At 75.5% G+C, this 18,490-nt stretch carries 15 protein-coding genes; 8 read left to right on the top strand and 7 right to left on the bottom strand.

Annotated elements, in window-relative coordinates:
• Positions 1–40 precede the first annotated feature (40 nt).
• From aceB to GQ466_RS06470, 6 genes are all read left to right on the top strand, one after another.
• Positions 41–1,648, top strand: coding sequence for a malate synthase A (gene aceB / locus GQ466_RS06495; protein ID WP_161101805.1), 1,608 nt, complete (start codon positions 41–43; stop codon positions 1,646–1,648).
• A 75-nt stretch (positions 1,649–1,723) separates the two neighbouring features.
• On the top strand, positions 1,724–3,175 hold the full coding sequence (locus GQ466_RS06490; RefSeq protein ID WP_161101804.1) for an FAD-linked oxidase C-terminal domain-containing protein: 1,452 nt from the start codon (positions 1,724–1,726) through the stop codon (positions 3,173–3,175).
• Positions 3,175–4,362 (top strand): FAD-binding oxidoreductase, encoded by a 1,188-nt coding sequence (locus tag GQ466_RS06485; RefSeq protein ID WP_161101803.1) that lies wholly within the window; start codon positions 3,175–3,177, stop codon positions 4,360–4,362. Before GQ466_RS06490 ends, GQ466_RS06485 begins: the two co-directional genes overlap by 1 nt.
• On the top strand, positions 4,362–5,639 hold the full coding sequence (locus GQ466_RS06480; protein WP_161101802.1) for a (Fe-S)-binding protein: 1,278 nt from the start codon (positions 4,362–4,364) through the stop codon (positions 5,637–5,639). Before GQ466_RS06485 ends, GQ466_RS06480 begins: the two co-directional genes overlap by 1 nt.
• Positions 5,640–5,649: 10 nt before the next feature.
• Positions 5,650–6,363 carry a haloacid dehalogenase type II gene (locus GQ466_RS06475; protein ID WP_337193342.1) on the top strand — a complete coding sequence of 238 codons (714 nt, stop codon included), beginning with the start codon at positions 5,650–5,652 and terminating at the stop codon, positions 6,361–6,363.
• 135 nt (positions 6,364–6,498) lie between these two features.
• A complete protein-coding gene (locus GQ466_RS06470; RefSeq protein WP_161101801.1) occupies positions 6,499–7,230 on the top strand; it encodes a hypothetical protein in 732 nt (243 codons plus the stop codon).
• On the opposite strand, the gene GQ466_RS06465 is transcribed toward GQ466_RS06470, so the two are convergent.
• The 5 genes from GQ466_RS06465 to GQ466_RS06445 all read right to left on the bottom strand — a co-directional run bounded on the left by GQ466_RS06465 (position 7,227) and on the right by GQ466_RS06445 (position 13,741).
• Complete coding sequence (locus tag GQ466_RS06465; RefSeq protein WP_161101800.1) at positions 7,227–8,882, bottom strand: ABC transporter substrate-binding protein; 1,656 nt, start codon at positions 8,880–8,882, stop codon at positions 7,227–7,229. The two genes, GQ466_RS06470 and GQ466_RS06465, sit on opposite strands and share 4 nt — an antisense overlap.
• Entirely contained in the window at positions 8,879–10,888 is a 2,010-nt protein-coding gene (locus GQ466_RS06460) for a dipeptide ABC transporter ATP-binding protein (RefSeq protein WP_161101799.1), read from the bottom strand. The genes GQ466_RS06465 and GQ466_RS06460 overlap by 4 nt, the downstream gene beginning before the upstream one ends.
• Complete coding sequence (locus GQ466_RS06455; protein ID WP_161101798.1) at positions 10,885–11,709, bottom strand: ABC transporter permease subunit; 825 nt, start codon at positions 11,707–11,709, stop codon at positions 10,885–10,887. The genes GQ466_RS06460 and GQ466_RS06455 overlap by 4 nt, the downstream gene beginning before the upstream one ends.
• Positions 11,706–12,665: an ABC transporter permease gene (locus tag GQ466_RS06450; RefSeq protein WP_161101797.1), complete on the bottom strand. Its 960-nt coding sequence runs from the start codon at positions 12,663–12,665 to the stop codon at positions 11,706–11,708. The genes GQ466_RS06455 and GQ466_RS06450 overlap by 4 nt, the downstream gene beginning before the upstream one ends.
• A gap of 113 nt (positions 12,666–12,778) precedes the next feature.
• Positions 12,779–13,741, bottom strand: a complete 963-nt coding sequence (locus GQ466_RS06445) for a hypothetical protein (protein WP_161101796.1) — start codon at positions 13,739–13,741, stop codon at positions 12,779–12,781.
• A gap of 102 nt (positions 13,742–13,843) precedes the next feature.
• On the opposite strand from GQ466_RS06445, the gene GQ466_RS06440 reads away from it, so the two are divergent.
• Both GQ466_RS06440 and GQ466_RS06435 read left to right on the top strand, forming a co-directional pair.
• On the top strand, positions 13,844–14,455 hold the full coding sequence (locus GQ466_RS06440) for a TetR/AcrR family transcriptional regulator (protein ID WP_161101795.1): 612 nt from the start codon (positions 13,844–13,846) through the stop codon (positions 14,453–14,455).
• 115 nt (positions 14,456–14,570) lie between these two features.
• Positions 14,571–16,538, top strand: coding sequence for a sensor histidine kinase (locus GQ466_RS06435; protein ID WP_161101794.1), 1,968 nt, complete (start codon positions 14,571–14,573; stop codon positions 16,536–16,538).
• A gap of 202 nt (positions 16,539–16,740) precedes the next feature.
• On the opposite strand, the gene dapF is transcribed toward GQ466_RS06435, so the two are convergent.
• Positions 16,741–17,571 (bottom strand): diaminopimelate epimerase, encoded by an 831-nt coding sequence (dapF, locus tag GQ466_RS06430; RefSeq protein WP_161101793.1) that lies wholly within the window; start codon positions 17,569–17,571, stop codon positions 16,741–16,743.
• A gap of 16 nt (positions 17,572–17,587) precedes the next feature.
• Complete coding sequence (gene miaA, locus GQ466_RS06425; RefSeq protein ID WP_337193397.1) at positions 17,588–18,472, bottom strand: tRNA (adenosine(37)-N6)-dimethylallyltransferase MiaA; 885 nt, start codon at positions 18,470–18,472, stop codon at positions 17,588–17,590.
• Between the last annotated feature and the right edge of the window lie 18 nt (positions 18,473–18,490).

Genomic DNA, 18,490 nt, shown 5'->3' with positions numbered 1-18,490 from the left:
ATAACAGAAGTGGAATTTCGCGATACGAAAGGGCAGGCAGATGGCTGCACGCGACGGGCTTGAGGTCACCGGCCCCCTCGGGGAGCGCTACGACGAGATCCTCACCCCCGAGGCGCTCGACCTGGTCGCCGTCCTCCACCGCGAGTTCGGCGCCCGCCGCAAGGAACTCCTGAAGGCGCGCGCCGAGCGGCAGGAGCGCCTGTCGGCGGGCGGCACGCTGGACTTCCTGCCCGACACCGCCGCGGTCCGCGCCGACGACTCCTGGCGCGTGAACGAGCCCGGCCCGGGCCTGGAGGACCGGCGCGTCGAGATCACCGGTCCCACCGACCGCAAGATGACGATCAACGCGCTCAACTCCGGCGCGAAGGTCTGGCTGGCCGACTTCGAGGACGCCAACACCCCGCTCTGGAACAACATGATCGAGGGCCAGCTCAGCCTGCGCGACGCCCTCGACCGCACGATCGACTTCACCGACCCGAAGTCGGGCAAGTCCTACGCGCTCAAGGCCGACGAGGAGCTGGCGACGATCGTCGTCCGGCCGCGCGGCTGGCACATGGAGGAGAAGCACGTCCTGGTGGACGGCGAGCCGATCTCCGGGTCGCTGTTCGACTTCGCGCTCTACTTCTTCCACTGCGCGCGCCGCCAGCTCGCCAAGGGCAAGGGTCCGTACTTCTACCTGCCGAAGATGGAGAGCCACCTGGAGGCGCGCCTCTGGAACGACGTCTTCAACCTGGCGCAGGACGAGCTGGAGATCCCGCGCGGCACGATCCGCGCGACCGTCCTCATCGAGACGATCCCGGCCGCGTTCGAGATGGAGGAGATCCTCTACGAGCTGCGCGACCACTCGGCGGGCCTGAACGCGGGCCGCTGGGACTACCTGTTCTCGGTCATCAAGAAGTTCCGGGACCGGGGCGCGGACTTCGTCCTGCCGGAGCGGAACGCGATCACGATGACGGCGCCGTTCATGCGCGCCTACACCGAGCTGCTGGTCCGCACCTGCCACAAGCGCGGCGCGCACGCGATCGGCGGCATGGCGGCGTTCATCCCGTCCCGCAAGGACGCCGAGGTGAACAAGGTCGCGCTGGAGAAGGTCCGGGCGGACAAGACGCGCGAGTCGGGCGACGGCTTCGACGGTTCGTGGGTCGCGCACCCCGACCTCGTCCCGGTCTGCCGCGAGGTGTTCGACGGCGTCCTCGGCGACAAGCCGAACCAGCGCGACCGGCTCCGCGAGGACGTCAAGGTCTCGGCGGCCGACCTGCTGAACATCAAGGCCACGCCGGGCGACATCACCGAGGCGGGCCTGCGCGGCAACGTCGACGTGGCGCTGCGCTACCTGGCCACCTGGCTGGACGGCGCGGGCGCCGTCGCGATCCACAACCTGATGGAGGACGCGGCGACCGCCGAGATCTCCCGCTCGCAGGTCTGGCAGTGGATCTACAACGGCGTCGCGACCGCCGAGGGCCAGAAGATCACCAAGGAGTGGGTGGAGCAGATCCTCGACGAGGAGCTGGCCAAGATCCGCGCCGAGCTGGGCGACGCGTTCAACGAGCCGCGCTACAACCAGGCGGTGGCGCTGTTCAAGGAGGTCACGCTCGCCGACGAGTACTCCGAGTTCCTCACGACGCCGGCGTACGTGCGGTTCCCGTAACGCCGAGCCGCACCCGGCCGCCCGGCCGCCCCGTCGCGGGCGGCCGGGCGCCCGCAAGCCCCCCGGAAGGCGAGCATGAGCACTTCGCTGGATCGGCTGGCCGCGCGGTGCGCGGCGCTCCTCGGCCCGGACGCCGTGATCGGCGATCCGGTGCGGCTGCGCACGTATGAGTGCGACGGACTGACGACCCACCGGGCGGCGCCGGGCCTGGTGGTTCTACCGGAGTCGGCGGACCAGGTGGCGGCGGTCGTGCGGGCGTGCGCGGCCGAGGGCGTGCCGTACGTGGCGCGCGGGTCGGGGACGGGCCTGTCGGGCGGCGCGCTCCCCCGCACCGACGGCGTCCTGATCGTGACGTCCCGGATGCGCCGCATCCTGGAGATCGACATCCCGAACCAGCGCGCGGTGGTCGAGCCCGGCGTGATCAACCTGGACGTGTCGAAGGCCGTCCGGCCGCACGGGTACTACTTCGCGCCGGACCCGTCCAGCCAGCAGATCTGCTCCGTCGGCGGAAACGTCGCGGAGAACTCGGGCGGGGCGCACTGCCTGAAGTACGGGTTCACCGCGCACCACGTGACGGCGTGCGAGGTCGTCACGCCGGACGGCGAGATCGTGAAGCTCGGCGAGGGGCCCGGCTACGACCTGCTCGGCGTGTTCGTCGGCGCCGAGGGCACGCTGGGCATCACCACCAAGATCACGGTCAGGCTGACGCGGGTGCCCGAGACCGTCCGGACGCTGCTGGCCGCGTTCGACTCCATCGAGTCCGGCGGGACGGCCGTGTCGGCGATCATCGGCGCGGGCGTGGTGCCCGCCGCGATCGAGATGATGGACGCGCTCGCGATCGAGGCCGCCGAGGCCGCCGTCGGCTGCGGCTATCCCGCGGGCGCCGGGGCCGTGCTGATCGTGGAGCTGGACGGCCCGGACGGCGAGGTCGCCCACCAGTTCGACCAGGTCGAGCGGCTGTGCCGGGACGCGGGCGCGTTCGAGGTCCGGGTCGCGGCCGACGACGCCGAGCGCGCGCTGATCTGGACGGGCCGCAAGTCCGCGTTCGCCGCCGTCGGCCGGATCAGCCCCGCCTACCTCGTCCAGGACGGCGTGATCCCGCGCACCGCGCTGCCCGGCGTGCTCGCGCGGATCGACGCGCTGTCGGCGGCGTCGGGCGTGCGCGTCGCGAACGTGTTCCACGCGGGCGACGGCAACCTGCACCCGCTCGTCCTGTTCGACGACGCCGAAGAGGGCGCCGCCGAGCGCGCGGAAGAGGTGTCCGGCGCGATCCTCGACCTGTGCGTCGAGCACGGCGGGTCGATCACCGGCGAGCACGGCGTGGGCGTGGACAAGGCCCGCTACATGCCGCGCATGTTCACCGCCGAGGACCTGGACACGATGCAGATGGTCCGGTGCGGCTTCGACCCGACGGGCCTGTGCAACCCCGGGAAGGTGTTCCCGACGCCCCGGCTGTGCGGGGAGGTCCCGGGCGTGCGCAAGGGACCGCATCCGCTGGTCGCCGAGGGGAAGGCGGAGCTGTTCTGATGGACGCGCTGGACGCGCTGGCCGGGGCGTGCGCCGACGTCCGCCCCGCCGAGCCCGAAGAGGGCGTGCTCGGGGTCGCCCCCCGGTACGTCGCCGCCCCCGCGACGGTCGAGGAGGCGTCGGCGCTGCTGCGCGCGGCGGCCGGACACGGACTCGCCATGGTCGCGCGCGGCGGCGAGACCCGCCTGGACTGGGGTCCGCCGCCGACGCGCTGCGACCTGCTCGTGGACACGCGGCGCCTCGACCGGATCGTGGAGCACGCGGCGGGCGACCTGGTCGCGACGGCCGAGGCCGGGGTGCCGCTGGACGACCTGAACGCGGCGCTCGGCGCGCACGGCCAGCGGCTCGCGCTCGACGGTCCGCCGGGGAGCACGGTCGGCGGGACGGTCGCGGCGGGCGCCGCCGGGCCGCTGCGCCTGCGCTACGGGACGCCGCGCGATCTCGTCATCGGGCTGACGATCGTCCGGGCGGACGGGACGGTCGCGCGCTCGGGCGGGAAGGTCGTGAAGAACGTCGCGGGCTACGACCTCGGACGGTTGTTCGCGGGCTCGTTCGGCACCCTCGGCCTCATCGTGTCCGCGACGTTCCGGCTGCACCCGCTGCCCCCCGCGCGTGCGTTCGTCTCCCAGACCTACGGGAGCGCGGCGGAGGCTTACGACGCCGTCCACGCGGTGCTGCACAGTCAGGCCGACGCGGCGGCGATCGAGTGCGCGACGGCGCCCGGCGCGGGGCACCGCGTGGACGTCCTGCTGGAGGGCGTCGCCGAGGCGCTGCCCGCGCGCTCCGACCGCGTCGCGTCCCTGATCGGCGGGACGGTCGCGGAACAGGCCCCGGACGGCTGGGGCGCGTACCCGGACGGCTCCGCGCTGATCGAGACGTCCGTCCCGCCCGCGTCGCTGAAGGACCTGCTCACCGGCCCGCACGCGGCGACCGCCGCGCTGACCTGGTCGGCGAGCGGCCACGGCTGGGCCGCGCTGCCCGCCGGAACCCCGCCCGAACGCGTCGCGGAAGTTCTGGCGGCACTGCGGAGCATCGGCGGGGCCGTCGTGCGGTTCGCGCCCGAGGACGTCCGCGCCGCCGTGGACGTCTGGGGCCCCGTCCCGGCGCTCGCGCTGATGCGGCGCGTCAAGGACCAGTTCGATCCGGAGCACCGGTTGTCGCCGGGGCGTTTCGCGGGAGGAATCTGATGGTCGCCGAGACGCCGCGCGATAGGCAGAACCTGCTGGGCGACTGCGTCCACTGCGGATTCTGCCTCCCGACGTGTCCCACGTACGTGCTGTGGGGCGAGGAGATGGACTCCCCGCGCGGGCGCATCCATCTCATGGCGCAGCGCGAGGAGGGCGCGCCGCTCGCGCCGATGGTGCAGCACTTCGACCAGTGCCTCGGGTGCATGGCGTGCGTGACGGCGTGCCCGTCCGGCGTCCAGTACGACCGGCTCATCGAGACGACGCGCGCCGAGGTGGAGGACGAGCACCCGAGGCCGCTGCGCGAGCGCGTCCTGCGCGAGGCGGTGTTCCGGCTGTTCCCGTACCGGCGGCGGCTGCGGGCCGTGCGCGGGCCGCTGCGCCTCTACCAGCGGTCGGGGCTGCCCGCGCTGGTGCGCCGCAGCGGCGTGCTGGAGCGGATCTCGCCGACGCTGGCCGCGATGGAACGGCTCGCGCCGCCGCTCGGCCCGGCGCCCCGGCTGCCCGAGCGCGTCGCGGCGCGCGGCGGTCGGCGCGCGACCGTCGGGATGCTCACCGGCTGCGTGCAGGGCGAGTTCTTCCCGGGCGTCAACGCGGCGACCGCGCGCGTGCTCGCGCTGGAGGGCTGCGACGTCGTCATCCCGCGCGACCAGGGCTGCTGCGGCGCGCTGTCGCTGCATTCCGGACGCGCCGAGGAGGCCGCCGCGTTCGCCCGCGCGACGATCGAGACGTTCGAGTCCGTGGACGTCGTCGTCGTGAACGCGGCGGGCTGCGGGTCGTCCATGAAGGAGTACGCGGACGTCCTGGCCGACGACCCGGCGTGGGCGCGGCGCGCGGCGGCGGTCGCGGCCAAGACCCGCGACTTCGCCGAGTTCGTGGACGAACTCGGCCCGCGCGCCGAACGCCACCCGGTTCCCGCGACCGTCGCCTACCACGACGCGTGCCACCTGTCCCACGCGCAGCGGATCCGGAGCCAGCCCCGGCGGCTGCTCGCGGGGATCCCGGAGCTGACCGTCCGGGAGATCGCCGACCCGGACGTCTGCTGCGGCTCGGCCGGGACCTACAACCTGTTCCAGCCCGAGGCCGCCGCGCAGCTCGGCGACCGCAAGGCCGGGACGGTCCGCGCGACCGGCGCGGAACTGCTCGTCGCCGCCAACCCCGGCTGCTCGCTGCAGATCGCGACCGCGCTGCGCCGCCAGGGCACCGACATCGCCGTCGCGCACACCGCGCAGGTGCTGGACGCGTCGCTGCGCGGTCTCGGCCGCGCGGCGCTGCTCTGAAAGGGCGCACGTGGAACCGAAGGAGATCGACGTCGTCCTGTTCGACGTCTTCGGCACGCTGACCGACTGGTGGACGAGCGTGAGCGGCGAACTCGCCGACGCCGGGGCCGCCGCCGGGATCGACGCCGACTGGCCCGCCGTCACGACCGCGTGGCGGCGGCACTACCGGCCCGCGATCCACCGGGCGCTCGCCGGGGACCTGTCGCTGCGCTCCACCGACGCCCTGCACCGGTTCACGCTGGACGCGGCGCTCGCCGACCACGGCGTGACCGGCTTCGGCGACGCCGACCGCGCCGGGCTCGTCCGGGCCTGGCACCGGCTGCGTCCATGGCCCGACGCCGCGCCCGGCCTGGAGCGGCTGCACGCGGGACGGCTCGTCACCGGCACGCTGTCCAACGGCGGCGTCGGCCTGCTCACGCGCCTGGCCAAGCGCGCGGGCCTGCGGTTCGACTGCGTGCTGTCGGCGGAGCTGGCCGGGACGTTCAAGCCCGACCCGCGCGTCTACCGCCGGGCCGCCGAACTCCTGGACGTCGAGCCGCGCCGGATCCTGCTGACGGCCTGCCACCCCGACGACCTCGAAGCGGCGGCCGGGACGGCATTCCGCACCGCCTACCTCCCGCGGCCGTACGAGTGGGGACCGGACGCGCGTCCCGTCGACCCGCCCGCAGGCGTCGACCTCATCGTGTCCGATGTTCTGGCGCTCGCCCGCGCCCTGGCCGACTGACCGGCGCTTTCATCCCTGGACACGAAGAATCGCCGCCGTATTTATCACATAGCAGCACTTGGCCCACCGATCCGTACTTCCGGTATCGTGTCCAGCCCTGTTCCGGACGCCAGTTGAGGGAGCACGGGAACCACCATGCCCACGCCGACCACCCCCGGCCCCCGCAGTTCCCACCGCCGTCGCAAGCAGGGCGGCGGCGCCGGACGCCTCGGCCTCGCCGGCGCGGTCACCGGCGTCGTCGGCATCGCGGCGGTCGCGGGCGCGATCGTCTGGCTGCGGCCGGGCGACGACGCGGGCCCGGCGACGTCCCCGCCCCCCTCGCTCGCCGGGCAGGGCTCGGGACCCGGCGGCCTCCCGGCGGCGCGCAGGCCCCGCACGGGCCCGGCGCAGACCTTCAACACCCCCGAGGGCTACGGCTACGCGCTCGGCGCGGCGCGCGCGGGCGTCACCGCGACGCCGCCGAAGACCGCAGAGAAGGCCGCCCGGGGCGCGCGCTACGCCTACGCCGAGTACGTGCTCACCAACACCCAGCGCCGTCCCGTCCTGCTGGACTACCCCGCCGACCTGTTCCTGCCGCGCTCGCAGGTGGACGCGCGGTACCGCTCCCGCTGCATGCCGCAGCCGGGCATCCCCACGTCGATGTGCACGCTCCCGAACCACAGCGCGGTCACCGCGCGGCTCGGCGACGCCCCGGCCCCGCACGCCGAGGACGGCGACACGATGATCCCCGCCGGCGCCTCCTACGTCGTGCGGATCGCGACCGACCTGCCCGTCCGCCCCGGCCTGCGCCCGGACGAGATCCGGCTGTACGTCTGGAACGCCCGCTACACCAGCGACCGCAAGGGCGTCCCGCTCGACTTCCCCTAGGGACGCGTGAAGCCGATGTCCTCGTAGGCGGGCTCGGAGAAGCCGTTCGCGCCGAGGTTGGCCAGGCCGCGCCGCACCACGACGATCTGCGGGCGCTGGTAGAGCGGCAGCACGGTCGCCTCGCGCCACAGCAGCCGGTCGGCCTTGTCGAGGAGCGCGCGGGCGCGGCGCGGGTCTCCGGCGGCTGAGGCCGCGCGGTCCATCGCCCGGTCGATGGCGGCGGTGCCGTGCCGGGCGTAGTTCTGGAGCAGGCCGCCGCCGGACGGACGCGCGAACGCCGAGCGCAGCGCCGAGGCGGGGAACGCCGTCCCGAGCCAGGTGAACGGGACGATGTCGAACGCGCCCGGCGCCACGTACCGGTCGAACAGATCGGCCACGGGGACGATCCGGACGTCGACTCCGATCCCGACGTTCCGCAGCATCGCCCGCGTCAGCTCGGCCTCCGGCTTGGCGCCGGGCACGCCCGCCGGGAGGACGAACCGCAGCACGAGCGTCCGTCCGCCGCGCGTCCGGTGGCGGCCGTGGAGGCGCCAGCCCGCCGCGTCGAGCAGGCGGCGCGCGGCGGCCGGGTCGTAGGGCGGCGCGTTGTCGCGGTAGCCGGGACGGCCGGGCACGACGAAGTGGTTCCCGAGCGGGCGGACGGGCCAGTCCAGCCCCGCGAGGTCGGCCCGCACGAGCGCGGTGCGGTCGAGGGCGGCGAACACCGCGCGCCGCACCCGGACGTCCGCCAACGCCGGACGGGCCGCGTTCAGCGTCAGGTGCCGCCAGTCCGGCCCGGCCGCCCGCCGCACCGCCGCGCTCGGCGCCGCCGCGGCGCGCCGCAGCGCCGCCGCGTCCGTCCCGACGTCGATCAGGTCGATCTCGTCGGCGGCGAACGCGCCGGGCAGCGCGGCGCCGTCCAGCGCGCGGAACACGATCCGGTCGAGCCGGGCGGGGCGGCCCCACCAGGCGGAGTCGCGGACGAGCGTCACGGTCTGCTGCATCCGGTCGATCCGCGCGACGCGGAACGGCCCGGCGGTGACGGGGATCCGGTTCGTCCAGGCCCGGTTGAACGCGTCGGGCGCCGCCGTCCGCGACGCCGGGTAGAGCGGGCTGAACAGGCCGCGCCAGTCGGCGTACGGGCGGGCGAACACGACGCGCACCTCGCCGGGCGCCGTCCCCGCCTCGACCCGCGCGATCTGCCGGTACCCGGTGACGGTCGCGACGCGGAAGCGCGGGTCGGCGCCCGACAGCGCGCGGGCCTGCGCGGCGAAGTCGGCGACGCCGAGCCTGCGGCCGTCGGACCAGCGCGCCGCCGGATTCAGCCGGTACGTCACGACCTGCCGGGGACGCAGCCGCGTCACGCGCGCCGACAGCAGGTACTCCGGCACCGGATGCGCGACCGCGCGGGCGTCGGCGCGCATCAGCACCGGCAGGACGGCCCGGACGACCGTCCCGACCGCGCTCCGGCTCCCGTCGGCGTGGTTCACGTTCCACTGGACCGGGAACTCCGGCAGCGGCCAGCGCAGCGTCCCGCCCGTCCGGACCTCGGCGCGCGGGGCCGGGTTGACGTCGGCCGGCGGCGGGACGGGCGGCGGCCCGGCGGCCTCCCCGCAGCCGCCGGGCGGGGCGACCAGCAGCGGAGCGACGGCCAGGAGGGTCCGGGCCCTCACCGGGGCACGCGGTGGCAGGCCGCGTCCTGGTCCGTTCCGGGGACGACGGGCAGGGCCGGCGGTTCCTCCCGCTCGCACCGCCGCCGCGTCGCGGCGTCCAGCGCCGGGAACGCCGGGCAGCGCGGACGGAACCGGCAGCCCGCGACGGGAGCGGACGGGTCGGGCGGATCGCCGCGCAGCGTCCGCTGCCGTCCGTCGGCCCGGTCCCGCGCGGACGGGTCGGGCACCGGCACCGCGTCCAGCAGCGCCCGCGTGTACGGGTGCGCCGGGGATCCGTACACCGCGCCGACCGCGCCCTGCTCCACGATCCGCCCGTTGTACATGACGGCCACCCGGTCGGCCATGCGGCGCACCACCGCGAGGTCGTGCGACACGAACACGTACGCGAGGCCGAGCCGGGCCTGGAGGTCCTGGAGCAGGTCCATGATCTGGGCCTGGACGGACACGTCCAGCGACGCGACGGGCTCGTCCAGCAGCACGAGCCGGGGCTCCAGCGCGAGCGCGCGGGCGATCGCGACCCGCTGCCGCTGGCCCGACGACAGCGCGCCCGGATACCGGTCCGCGAGCGCGGGCTCCAGCCCGACGAGGTCCAGCAGCTCGGCGACGCGTCCCGGCACGGCGGCCCGCGCGACGCGGTGGGTCCGCAACGGCTGGGCCAGGATCGCGCGGACGCGCATCCGGGGGTCCAGGGACGACAGCGGGTCCTGGAACACGACCTGCAGATCGCGGCGCAGCGCCCGGCGGTGCGACGCCGTCAGGGTCGCGGTGTCGCGGCCGAGGACGGTGATCCGCCCGTGCTGCGGCCGGTCCAGCCGCAGGATCTCCATGAGCACGGTCGTCTTGCCGCAGCCGGACTCGCCGACGAGCCCCAGCGTCTCGCCCGCGCGGACCTCCAGCGTGACGCCGTCCACCGCCCGGACGGGCCGGCCGCGCGGCCGGGTCCGGCGCGGCGGGAAGTGCCGGACGAGCCCCGTCACGCGCAGCACCGGCGGGCGCCGGTCGCCCGGCGGACGCGGCGGCGCGGCCGGAGCGGGCGGGAACACCCGGGACGGGTCGAGCGTCGCGGCCGGGTCCGCGCAGGCCACACGGTGCCCGACGCCGACGAGCACCGGCTCGGGCGGCGCGACGTCGCAGGCCGGGCCGCCGACCGGGCAGCGCGGCCGGAACGCGCACGGCGCGGGCGGTCCCCCGGCGGGCGGCGGGGCGCCGGGGATCGGCGCGGGCCGGCGGGCGCCGTCCAGGCGCGGCAGCGACCCGAGCAGCCCGATCGTGTACGGCATCCGGGGGCGCCGGTACACGTCGCGGACCGGCCCGGACTCGGCCTCGCGTCCCGCGTACAGCACGACGACGCGGTCGGCGACCTCGGCGACGACGCCGAGGTCGTGGGTGATGAGGACGATCGCGGCGCCGGTGGCGTCCCGCGCGGCGCGCAGCAGGCCGAGGATCTGGGCCTGGACGGTCACGTCGAGCGCGGTCGTCGGCTCGTCGGCGACGATCGCGACCGGGTCGTTGGCGACGGCCATCGCGATCATCACGCGCTGCCGCATCCCGCCGGAGAACTCGTGCGGGTACGCGCGGGCGCTGCGCGGCGCGTCCGGGATCCCGACGAGGTCGAGCAGTTCGACGGCGCGGGTGCGGGCGGCGCGGCGGGTCGCACCCGCGTGCAGCCGGATCGTCTCGGCGATCTGGTCGCCGACCGGGTGCGCGGGCGTGAGCGCCGACAGCGGGTTCTGGAACACCATCGCGAGGTCGCGGCCCCGCACCCGCGCCAGTTCCGCGTCGGACCGGCCGAGCAGTTCCGCGCCGCGCAGCCGCACCGACCCGCGCACCCGCGCGCCCGGCGGCAGCAGGCCGAGGACGGCGAGCGCGAGCGCCGACTTGCCCGACCCGGACTCGCCGACGACGCCGACGATCTCGCCGCCCGCCACGGTCAGGTCGAGCCCCCGGACGGCGGGCAGGTCCGGCGGGTAGGTGACGTGCAGGTCCCGGACGACGAGGACGCTCACGAGCACCTCGCGATCGCGGGGTCCAGGGCGTCGCGCAGGCCGTCGCCGAGCAGGTTGACGGCGAGGACGATCAGCACGAGCGGCCCGGCCGCCGCCGCGAACAGCCACGGGTAGACGGGCGCGGCGGCGCGGGCGTCGGCGATGAGCGTGCCGAGCGAGACGTCCGGCGGCTGCGCGCCGAACCCGAGGTAGGCCAGGCCGCTCTCGGTGAGGATCGCGAGGCTGACGTTCAGCGCCGCGTCCACGATCAGCAGCGACGCCAGGTGCGGCAGGATGTGCCGGACGACCACCCGGACGGGCCCGACGCCGAGGTACCGCGCGGCGCGCACATAGTCGCGCCGGTTCAGCGACAGCGTCATCGCCCGCACCATCCGCGCGGTGATCATCCACAGGAATGCGGCGATGAGCGGCACCAGCCCCGGCCCGCCGCCGAGCGACGGCGCCAGCGCCGCGACGGCGAGGAACGACGGCAGGACGAGCAGCAGGTCCGCGCCGAACATGAGCAGCCGGTCCGCCCAGCCGCCGAGCACCCCGGCGGTCATCCCGACGGCGGCGGCGAACCCGGTGGACAGCACGGCGACGAGCAGCCCGACGAGCAGCGACGTGCGCATGCCCTGGAGCGTGAGCGCGAGGACGTCGCGTCCGCTCTGCGTGGTGCCGAGCCAGTGCGCGGCCGACGGCGGCGCGCGGAACGCCGCGTAGTCGATGCGCTCGCCGTCCCACGGCGCGACGAGCGGGCCGAGGAACGCGGCGAGGAACAGCGCGGTCAGCAGCACGGCCCCGGCCGTCGTGCGGCGGTTGCCCGGCAGGCGGCGGGTCACGGCGCCGGAGTCCGGACCCGGGGGTCGAGCAGGCAGCGCGCCGCGTCGGACGCCAGGCCCGCGAGGACCACCGCGACCGCCGCGACGCAGTTGGCGGCGGCGACGACGTTGACGTCCCCGCGCACGATCGCCGCGACGACCCACTCGCCGAGCCCGTGCCAGCCGAAGACCTGCTCGGTGAACACGCCGGTGAGCAGCGCGAGGCCCGCCGTGTAGGCGAAGTAGGTGGTCATCGGGACGAGCGCCGCGCGCAGGCCGTGGCGCAGCAGCGCGTCCCGGCGGCGCAGCCCCTTGGCGCGGGCGGTGCGGACGTGGTCGGCGCCGAGGACGTCCAGCGTCACCCCGCGCTGGTAGCGGCAGTACACCGCGAGCTGCGACAGCGCGACGACGGCGGTGGGAAGCGCGAGGTGGCGCAGGCCGTCGGCGGCGCGGCCGAGGGCGCCGAACGTCCCGCCGGGCTCCCCGGCCCACGCGACGACCCGGACGCCGGTGGCCTCGTCCAGTTCCGCGGCGGCGATCTGCGCGAGCACGGCGAGGACGAACACCGGCACGGCGAGCAGCAGGAACGTCCCGGCGGTGATGATCCGGTCGGGCGCGGCGTCGCGGCGGACCGCCGCGTACACGCCGAGCAGGACGCCGCCCGCGCAGCCGAGGACGGTCCCGGCGAGCAGGAGCCGCGCGCTGACCCACAGGCGCCGCCACAGCTCGCCCGCGACGGGCTCGCCGTCCAGCGTCCGGCCGAAGTCGCCGTGCAGCACGCCGGTCGCCCACGCGCGGTAGCGCCCGGCGAGCGGTTCCCCGGCGCTCCGGCACGCGCCGGCGGACGCGGCGGCCGGCGGCGGCGCGGGCGGCTCGCACGGGTGCAGCGCCGCCGCCGCGAGCAGGTAGGCGAGGCTCACGGCCACGAGGGCCAGCACCGTGTGCCCCGCGAGCCGGCGCAGCAGAAAGCTCCCCATCCCTCCCCTTCACCCACAGGACGGTAACGAAATGCTACCGCCTGGTCACGGAATGATGGGGTGGATCGCTGGACTGCGTAAAGACCGTCCCGTCCGGCCGCGCGCCGTGCCCGTCAGACCGCGAGGACGGGCGAGCGCTCGGCGACGGGAACGCGGCGCCTGCCGACCCGCACGGCCCCGGCGGCGAGCAGGAGCAGTCCCGCGACCGTCCAGCCCGCGAGGATCGCGAGCGGACGGCCCGCGCCGCTCCCGTCGAAGAACGCGACCGAGCGCAGCAGCGTGACGGCCGCGCCGGGCGGCAGCCACTGGCCGATCGCGCCCCACGGCGCGGGCAGCAGCTCGGGCGCCGACGCCGCGCCGGACAGCGGGTTGCCGAGCAGCAGGAACGTCAGCGCGCCGACGCCGAGCCCGGCGCGGCCGAGGGACGCCAGGCCCGTGATCGTGCCCGCGACGGCGGCGACCGCGAGGACGGTGCAGGCCGCGACCGGCGCGTACGACCCGGGCAGCACGCCGAGCCAGCCCTGCGCGAGCGCGATCGAGCCGAGCCCTCCGGCGACCGCGAACACCGCGACCCCGGCCGCGCGCCACGCGGCCGACCGCAGCAGGAAGGTGAACAGGACCGAGGCCCCGATGCCCGACATGACGAGCGGCAGGACGAGCGCGCTGAACCCCGCGCCGCGCGGGTCGCTCGCCGGAAGCGGCGCGAGGTCTTCGACGTGCGCGGGCGCGCCCTGCGCGATCTGGGCGAGCTGCTGCGCCACGACGGGCGACGCGCCGGACGCGACGAGCACCCGCACGCCGGACGGCCCGGTGACGAGCGCTCCGTAGGCGTCGCGGCCGGTCAGCGCGGCGCGGGCGGCGGCCTCGTCCCGGACGGTCGTGACGTCGAACGCGCCGGGCCGCTCGCGTTCCAGCCGCTGCGCGACGGCGGCGGCGCCCGGCCCGGCGGCGACGAGCGGGACGTCGCGCGGGGCGGTGCGCGCGGCGGGCCAGGCGAACGCGATCACCATGACGATCTGCAGGACGGCGCCGAGGAGGCCGACACCGACGGCCCGCACGACCGGGGAGGACTGCATGGCCACTCCAAAAAAGCGAACGTTCCTTCTCTTTACCGTCGCAAGCGTGACACCGGCCGGATCGGCTTGTCAAGAAACGGACGCTCGTTCTACATTCCGCTCATGCCCAAGGTCAGCGCCGCGCACCGCGAACGCCGCCGGCGCCAGATCCTGGACGCCGCGCTGGCCTGCTTCCTGCGCAAGGGCCTGCACGAGACGTCGATGCAGGACATCTTCGCCGAGTCGGGCCTGTCCGCCGGGGCGGTCTACCGCTACTTCCCGAGCAAGGACGAGCTGATCAAGGCCATCACCGCCGAGGCCAGCGCCGCGATGAACGCCACGCTCGGCCCGCTCATCACCCAGGACCCGCCCGCGCCGTTCCCCGAGGTCATCGCCGCCGTCGCGCCGCGCATCGCCGAGCTGGCGCGCGACGGAGGGCCGCTGTGCCTCGCCCCGCAGGCGTGGGCGCTCGCGCTGTCGGACCCCGGGCTCGGCGACCACGTCCGGGAGACGATGGCGATGATCCGCGACCTGTGGATCGGCTACGCCGCGCGGCTGGCCGAAACCGGCGCGCTGCCGCCCGGAACCGATCACGTCGCGGTCGGCAAGGCGATGTTCGGGCTGATGCCCGGATTCCTGCTCCAGACGGTCGTTCTCGGCGACATCACGCCGGACGAGCTGGCGACGGGCGTCGGCGCGCTGGTGCGTCCCGACCTCCGCGCCGCACGCGGCTGACCCCGTCCCGTACGCCACATCACGCTGTCCTGTCCAAGGGCGGACGCCCGCGACGACCACGGCACCCGGCTGCAAGCTTTACGATTCATTTACTTTTTTCTTTCGGGGAGCGCGCATGGGCACCGTGGTCGACCGATCGAGGGCCGCACGCGCGGCCCGGGTCATCGCCGCCGCAGCCGTCGGCGCCGTCGCGGCGGCGCTCGTCCTCGGCCACTGGGTCGAGGACCCGCGACGGCTCGTGTGGTGGCATCCGGAGATCGTCGTCGCGGTGTTCTGGACGCCCGTCGCGGCGGTCCTGCTGCGCCACCGGCCGAACCTGCGCGTGGGCTGGCTCATGCTCGGCTCGGGCCTGTGCGCCGCGATCTACGTGCTGCTGCTGAACCTCGCGCCGTTCCTGGCCGAGCACCACGTCCCCGGCGCCGGGTTCGTCCACTGGGTGAGCACCTGGCTGTGGGCGCTCGACACCTACGCGCTCACGCTCGTCCTGCCGCTGATCTTCCCCGACGGACGGCTCGTCTCCCGCTGGTTCCGGCCCGTCCTCGCCGTGGCCTGCGCGGTCCCGGTGATCGTCTGCGTCCACCTGACCGTCCACCCGGGCGTCCGGCAGTACGACCACGGCGTCTGGGTCTACCCGTTCCAGGACCTGCCGTTCCTCATCAGCGCGGCGATCCTCGGGCCGCTCGCGCTCGGCTTCCTCGCGCTCGGCATCCGGTTCGTCCGGTCCACCCCGGACGTGCGGCGGCAGATCGCCTGGGTGATCTACCCCGGCGTCTTCGCGCAGGGCATCACGTTCATCGGCGAGGCCGTCCCGATCGGGGACGCGACGCGCGACTTCGTCATCGCGGCCGTACCGCTGTGCATCGCCATCGCCATCACCCGGTACCGGCTGTACGACATCGACCTCGTCTTCAGCCGGACGCTCGTCTACGCCGGCCTCGTCGCCGTGATCACCGGCGTCTACTTCGCGCTGGTCGCCGTCGCCAGCCACGTCGCCGCCGACCACCTGCCCGTCGCGGGCCTGGTCGGCGCGATCGCGGCGGGCGCGGTGTTCGAGCCCGCCCGGCGGCGGCTCCAGCGCGCCGTGGACCGGCTCATGCACGGCGAACGCGACCCCTACCGCATCGCCGACCGGCTCAACCGGCGGCTGCAGAGCATCTCCGACCCGCGCGCCGCGCTCGCCACCGCCGCGACGACCGTCAAGGAGGCCCTGCACGCGACCGGCGTCCTGCTGGAGGTCGTGGACCGCGACGGGCACACGGTCTCGGTGACCTGCGGCGATCCCGGCGAGCGCGCCCAGTCGGTGCCGCTGGTCTGGCACAGCGAGCCGGTCGGGCGGCTCGTCGTCGGCGTGACGCGGCGCAACGATCCGCGCATCGCGGCCGTCCTCGCCCGCAACCTCGCCGAACTGGCCAGCGCGACCCGGCTCGCCATCGACGTCCAGCGCTCCCGCGAGCGCATCCTGCGCACCCGCGAGGAGGAGCGGCGGCGGCTGCGCCGCGACCTGCACGACGGCCTCGGCCCCACCCTCGCCAGCATCGCGATGACCGTGGACGCCGCCCGCATCACGCTGCGCACCGATCCCGACGCCGCCGACGGGCTGCTGGAGGACCTGCGCACCACGATGGGCCAGGCGATCGGCGACATCCGCGACCTCGTCTACGGCCTGCGCCCGCCCGCGCTGGACGACCTCGGCCTCGCCGGGGCGATCCGCGCGCTCGGCGGCGTCGTCTCGACCGGCGACGGCCCGCGCGTGGACGTCCAGGTGGACGGCGACCTCGACCGGCTCCCCGCCGCGGCCGAGGTGGCGGCGTACCGGATCGTCCAGGAGGCTCTGACCAACGTCTACCGGCACGCCAAGGCGGACAAGGCGGTCGTCCGGCTGAGCCTCAACGGCGACCTGCACGTCTCGGTGGGCGACGACGGCGTCGGCGTCCACGGCCGCTCCCGCGCCGGGGTGGGCATGTCCTCGATGCGCGAGCGCGCGGCCGAACTCGGCGGCTCCTGCACGATCGGGCCCGCTCCCGGCGGCGGCACGCTCGTCAGCGCGCGGCTCCCGCTCAGCGGCCTTCCCCTCGCGGGCTGACCGGACCCTCCCGCCGGTGGCAGGAGGGTCGGTGGCCGCCCCCCGCCAAGAAGGTCGCCACCGACCCTCGGCTCCGCCGGAACCCGGGGCTCCCATCCCGTGTTCCGGGGGCCTTCCACCAGAGGGTGTGCACGAATGAAGTTACGCGGTCCGGGTCCCGGGGCGGAGGGACCGAGGTCCCGTCTCTGCCGGGACCTCCGTCTCAGCTGGTGGACAGGGCCGCCGGATCGACCTCGCCCTCGGCCACGAGAACCGCCGGACCTGCGAGAAAGGCCGTCTCCCCGGTCAGCGTGACGGTCACCCGGCCGCCGGGGACGTCGACCGTCCAGCGGCCCGGCGGGACCGGTTCGGCGCCCGCAAGCCCGAGCGCCGCCGCGACCGCGACCGCGACCGTCCCGGTGCCGCAGGACCGCGTCTCGCCCGCCCCGCGCTCGTGGACGCGCATCTCGACGTGGTGGTCGCCGACCGGGCGGAAGAACTCCACGTTCACGCCGTGCGGGTAGACGGCCGGGTCGAAGCCCGGGGCCGTGCCGAGGTCCAGGACGGCGACGGGCTCGTCCACGCGGCACGCCAGGTGCGGGTTGCCGACCGACACGCTGACGCCCGGGAACTCCCGGTCGCCGAGGGTCGCGACGCTCGTCCCGAAATAGTCGGGGACGCCCATGTCCACGCGGACGTCGCCGTCCGCGCCGAGCGCCACGGGGCGCGGGCCCGAGCGCGTCGCGACGTTCCACTCGCCGGGCTCGGCCAGGCCCGCGTCGACCAGGTACCGCGCGAACACCCGGACGCCGTTGCCGCACATCTCCGCGACGCTGCCGTCGCCGTTGCGGTAGTCCATGAACCACTCGGCGTCCTGGCCGGCGGCCTCGGGATCGGCCTTCGCCCGGACGGCGCGCAGCACGCCGTCCGCCCCGATCCCCGCCCGGCGGTCGCACAGCCGGGCGACGAACGACGGCGTCAGCTCCAGCTCGCCGTCCGGGTCGGGCAGGATGACGAAGTCGTTCTCGGTCCCGTGGCCCTTGAGAAAGCGCATGTCCCGATCGTAGGCGTCAGGCGGCGGCCAGGGCGCGGTCCACCAGGTCGGGGGCGTCGTAGGGCAGCCACCGGACGCGCGGGTCGCGCCGGAACCACGACTCCTGGCGGCGCGCGAACCGCCGCGTGAGCCGGATCGTCTCGTCCTTGGCCCGTTCCTCGCTCCACTCGCCCGCGAGGAAGCGCAGCACCTGCTGGTAGCCGAGCGCGCGGCTCGCGGTGACGCCCCGGCGGAGGCCTGCCTTCTCCAGCCGCCGGACCTCGTCGACCAGGCCCGCGTCCCACATCCGGTCGACGCGCAGCGCGATCCGCTCGTCCAGCTCGGGACGCGGGACGCTCAGCCCGATCTGGACGGCGTCGAACCGGTACCGGTGCGCGGGGAGCGTCGCGCTGAACGGGCGTCCGGTGATCTCCACGACCTCCAGCGCCCGGACGACGCGGCGGCCGTTGCCGGGCAGGATCGCGTCCGCCGCCGCCGGGTCCACGCCGCGCAGCCGCTCGTGCAGGACGCCCGGGCCGTGCTCGGCCAGCTCCGCCTCCAGCCGCGCGCGGACGGCGGGATCGGTGCCGGGGAACTCCAGATGGTCCAGCGCGGCGCGGACGTAGAGCCCGGAGCCGCCGACGAGGACCGGCGTCCGGCCGCGCGCCCGGACGTCCTCGATCACGTCCGCCGCGAGCTTCTGGTACTCGGCGACGCTGGCGGTCTCGGTGACGTCCCACACGTCCAGCAGATGGTGCGGGACGCCGCGCGTCTCGGCCGGGGTGAGCTTCGCCGTGCCGACGTCCATGCCCCGGTAGAGCTGCATCGAGTCCGCGTTGACCGCCTCGCCGCCGAGGCGCAGCGCCAGCTCGACGGCCAGATCGGACTTCCCGGACGCCGTCGGGCCGACGACGGCGATCACCTCAGATGCTGCCACGCG

The organism is Actinomadura rayongensis, from assembly GCF_009831215.1.
Classification (GTDB): Bacteria; Actinomycetota; Actinomycetes; order Streptosporangiales; family Streptosporangiaceae; genus Spirillospora; species Spirillospora rayongensis.
Note: the sequence above shows the minus strand (reverse complement) of the source record. Positions and strands in the feature narration are given on the sequence as shown.

Bases quoted from the DNA above. Each gene is read 5' to 3' on its own strand.
- aceB (WP_161101805.1), top strand. From the start codon at position 41: ATGGCTGCACGCGACGGGCTTGAGGTCACCGGCCCCCTCGGGGAGCGC.
- GQ466_RS06490 (WP_161101804.1), top strand. From the start codon at position 1,724: ATGAGCACTTCGCTGGATCGGCTGGCCGCGCGGTGCGCGGCGCTCCTC.
- GQ466_RS06485 (WP_161101803.1), top strand. From the start codon at position 3,175: ATGGACGCGCTGGACGCGCTGGCCGGGGCGTGCGCCGACGTCCGCCCC.
- GQ466_RS06480 (WP_161101802.1), top strand. From the start codon at position 4,362: ATGGTCGCCGAGACGCCGCGCGATAGGCAGAACCTGCTGGGCGACTGC.
- GQ466_RS06470 (WP_161101801.1), top strand. From the start codon at position 6,499: ATGCCCACGCCGACCACCCCCGGCCCCCGCAGTTCCCACCGCCGTCGC.
- GQ466_RS06450 (WP_161101797.1), bottom strand. From the start codon at position 12,665: ATGGGGAGCTTTCTGCTGCGCCGGCTCGCGGGGCACACGGTGCTGGCC.
- GQ466_RS06445 (WP_161101796.1), bottom strand. From the start codon at position 13,741: ATGCAGTCCTCCCCGGTCGTGCGGGCCGTCGGTGTCGGCCTCCTCGGC.
- GQ466_RS06440 (WP_161101795.1), top strand. From the start codon at position 13,844: ATGCCCAAGGTCAGCGCCGCGCACCGCGAACGCCGCCGGCGCCAGATC.
- GQ466_RS06435 (WP_161101794.1), top strand. From the start codon at position 14,571: ATGGGCACCGTGGTCGACCGATCGAGGGCCGCACGCGCGGCCCGGGTC.
- dapF (WP_161101793.1), bottom strand. From the start codon at position 17,571: ATGCGCTTTCTCAAGGGCCACGGGACCGAGAACGACTTCGTCATCCTG.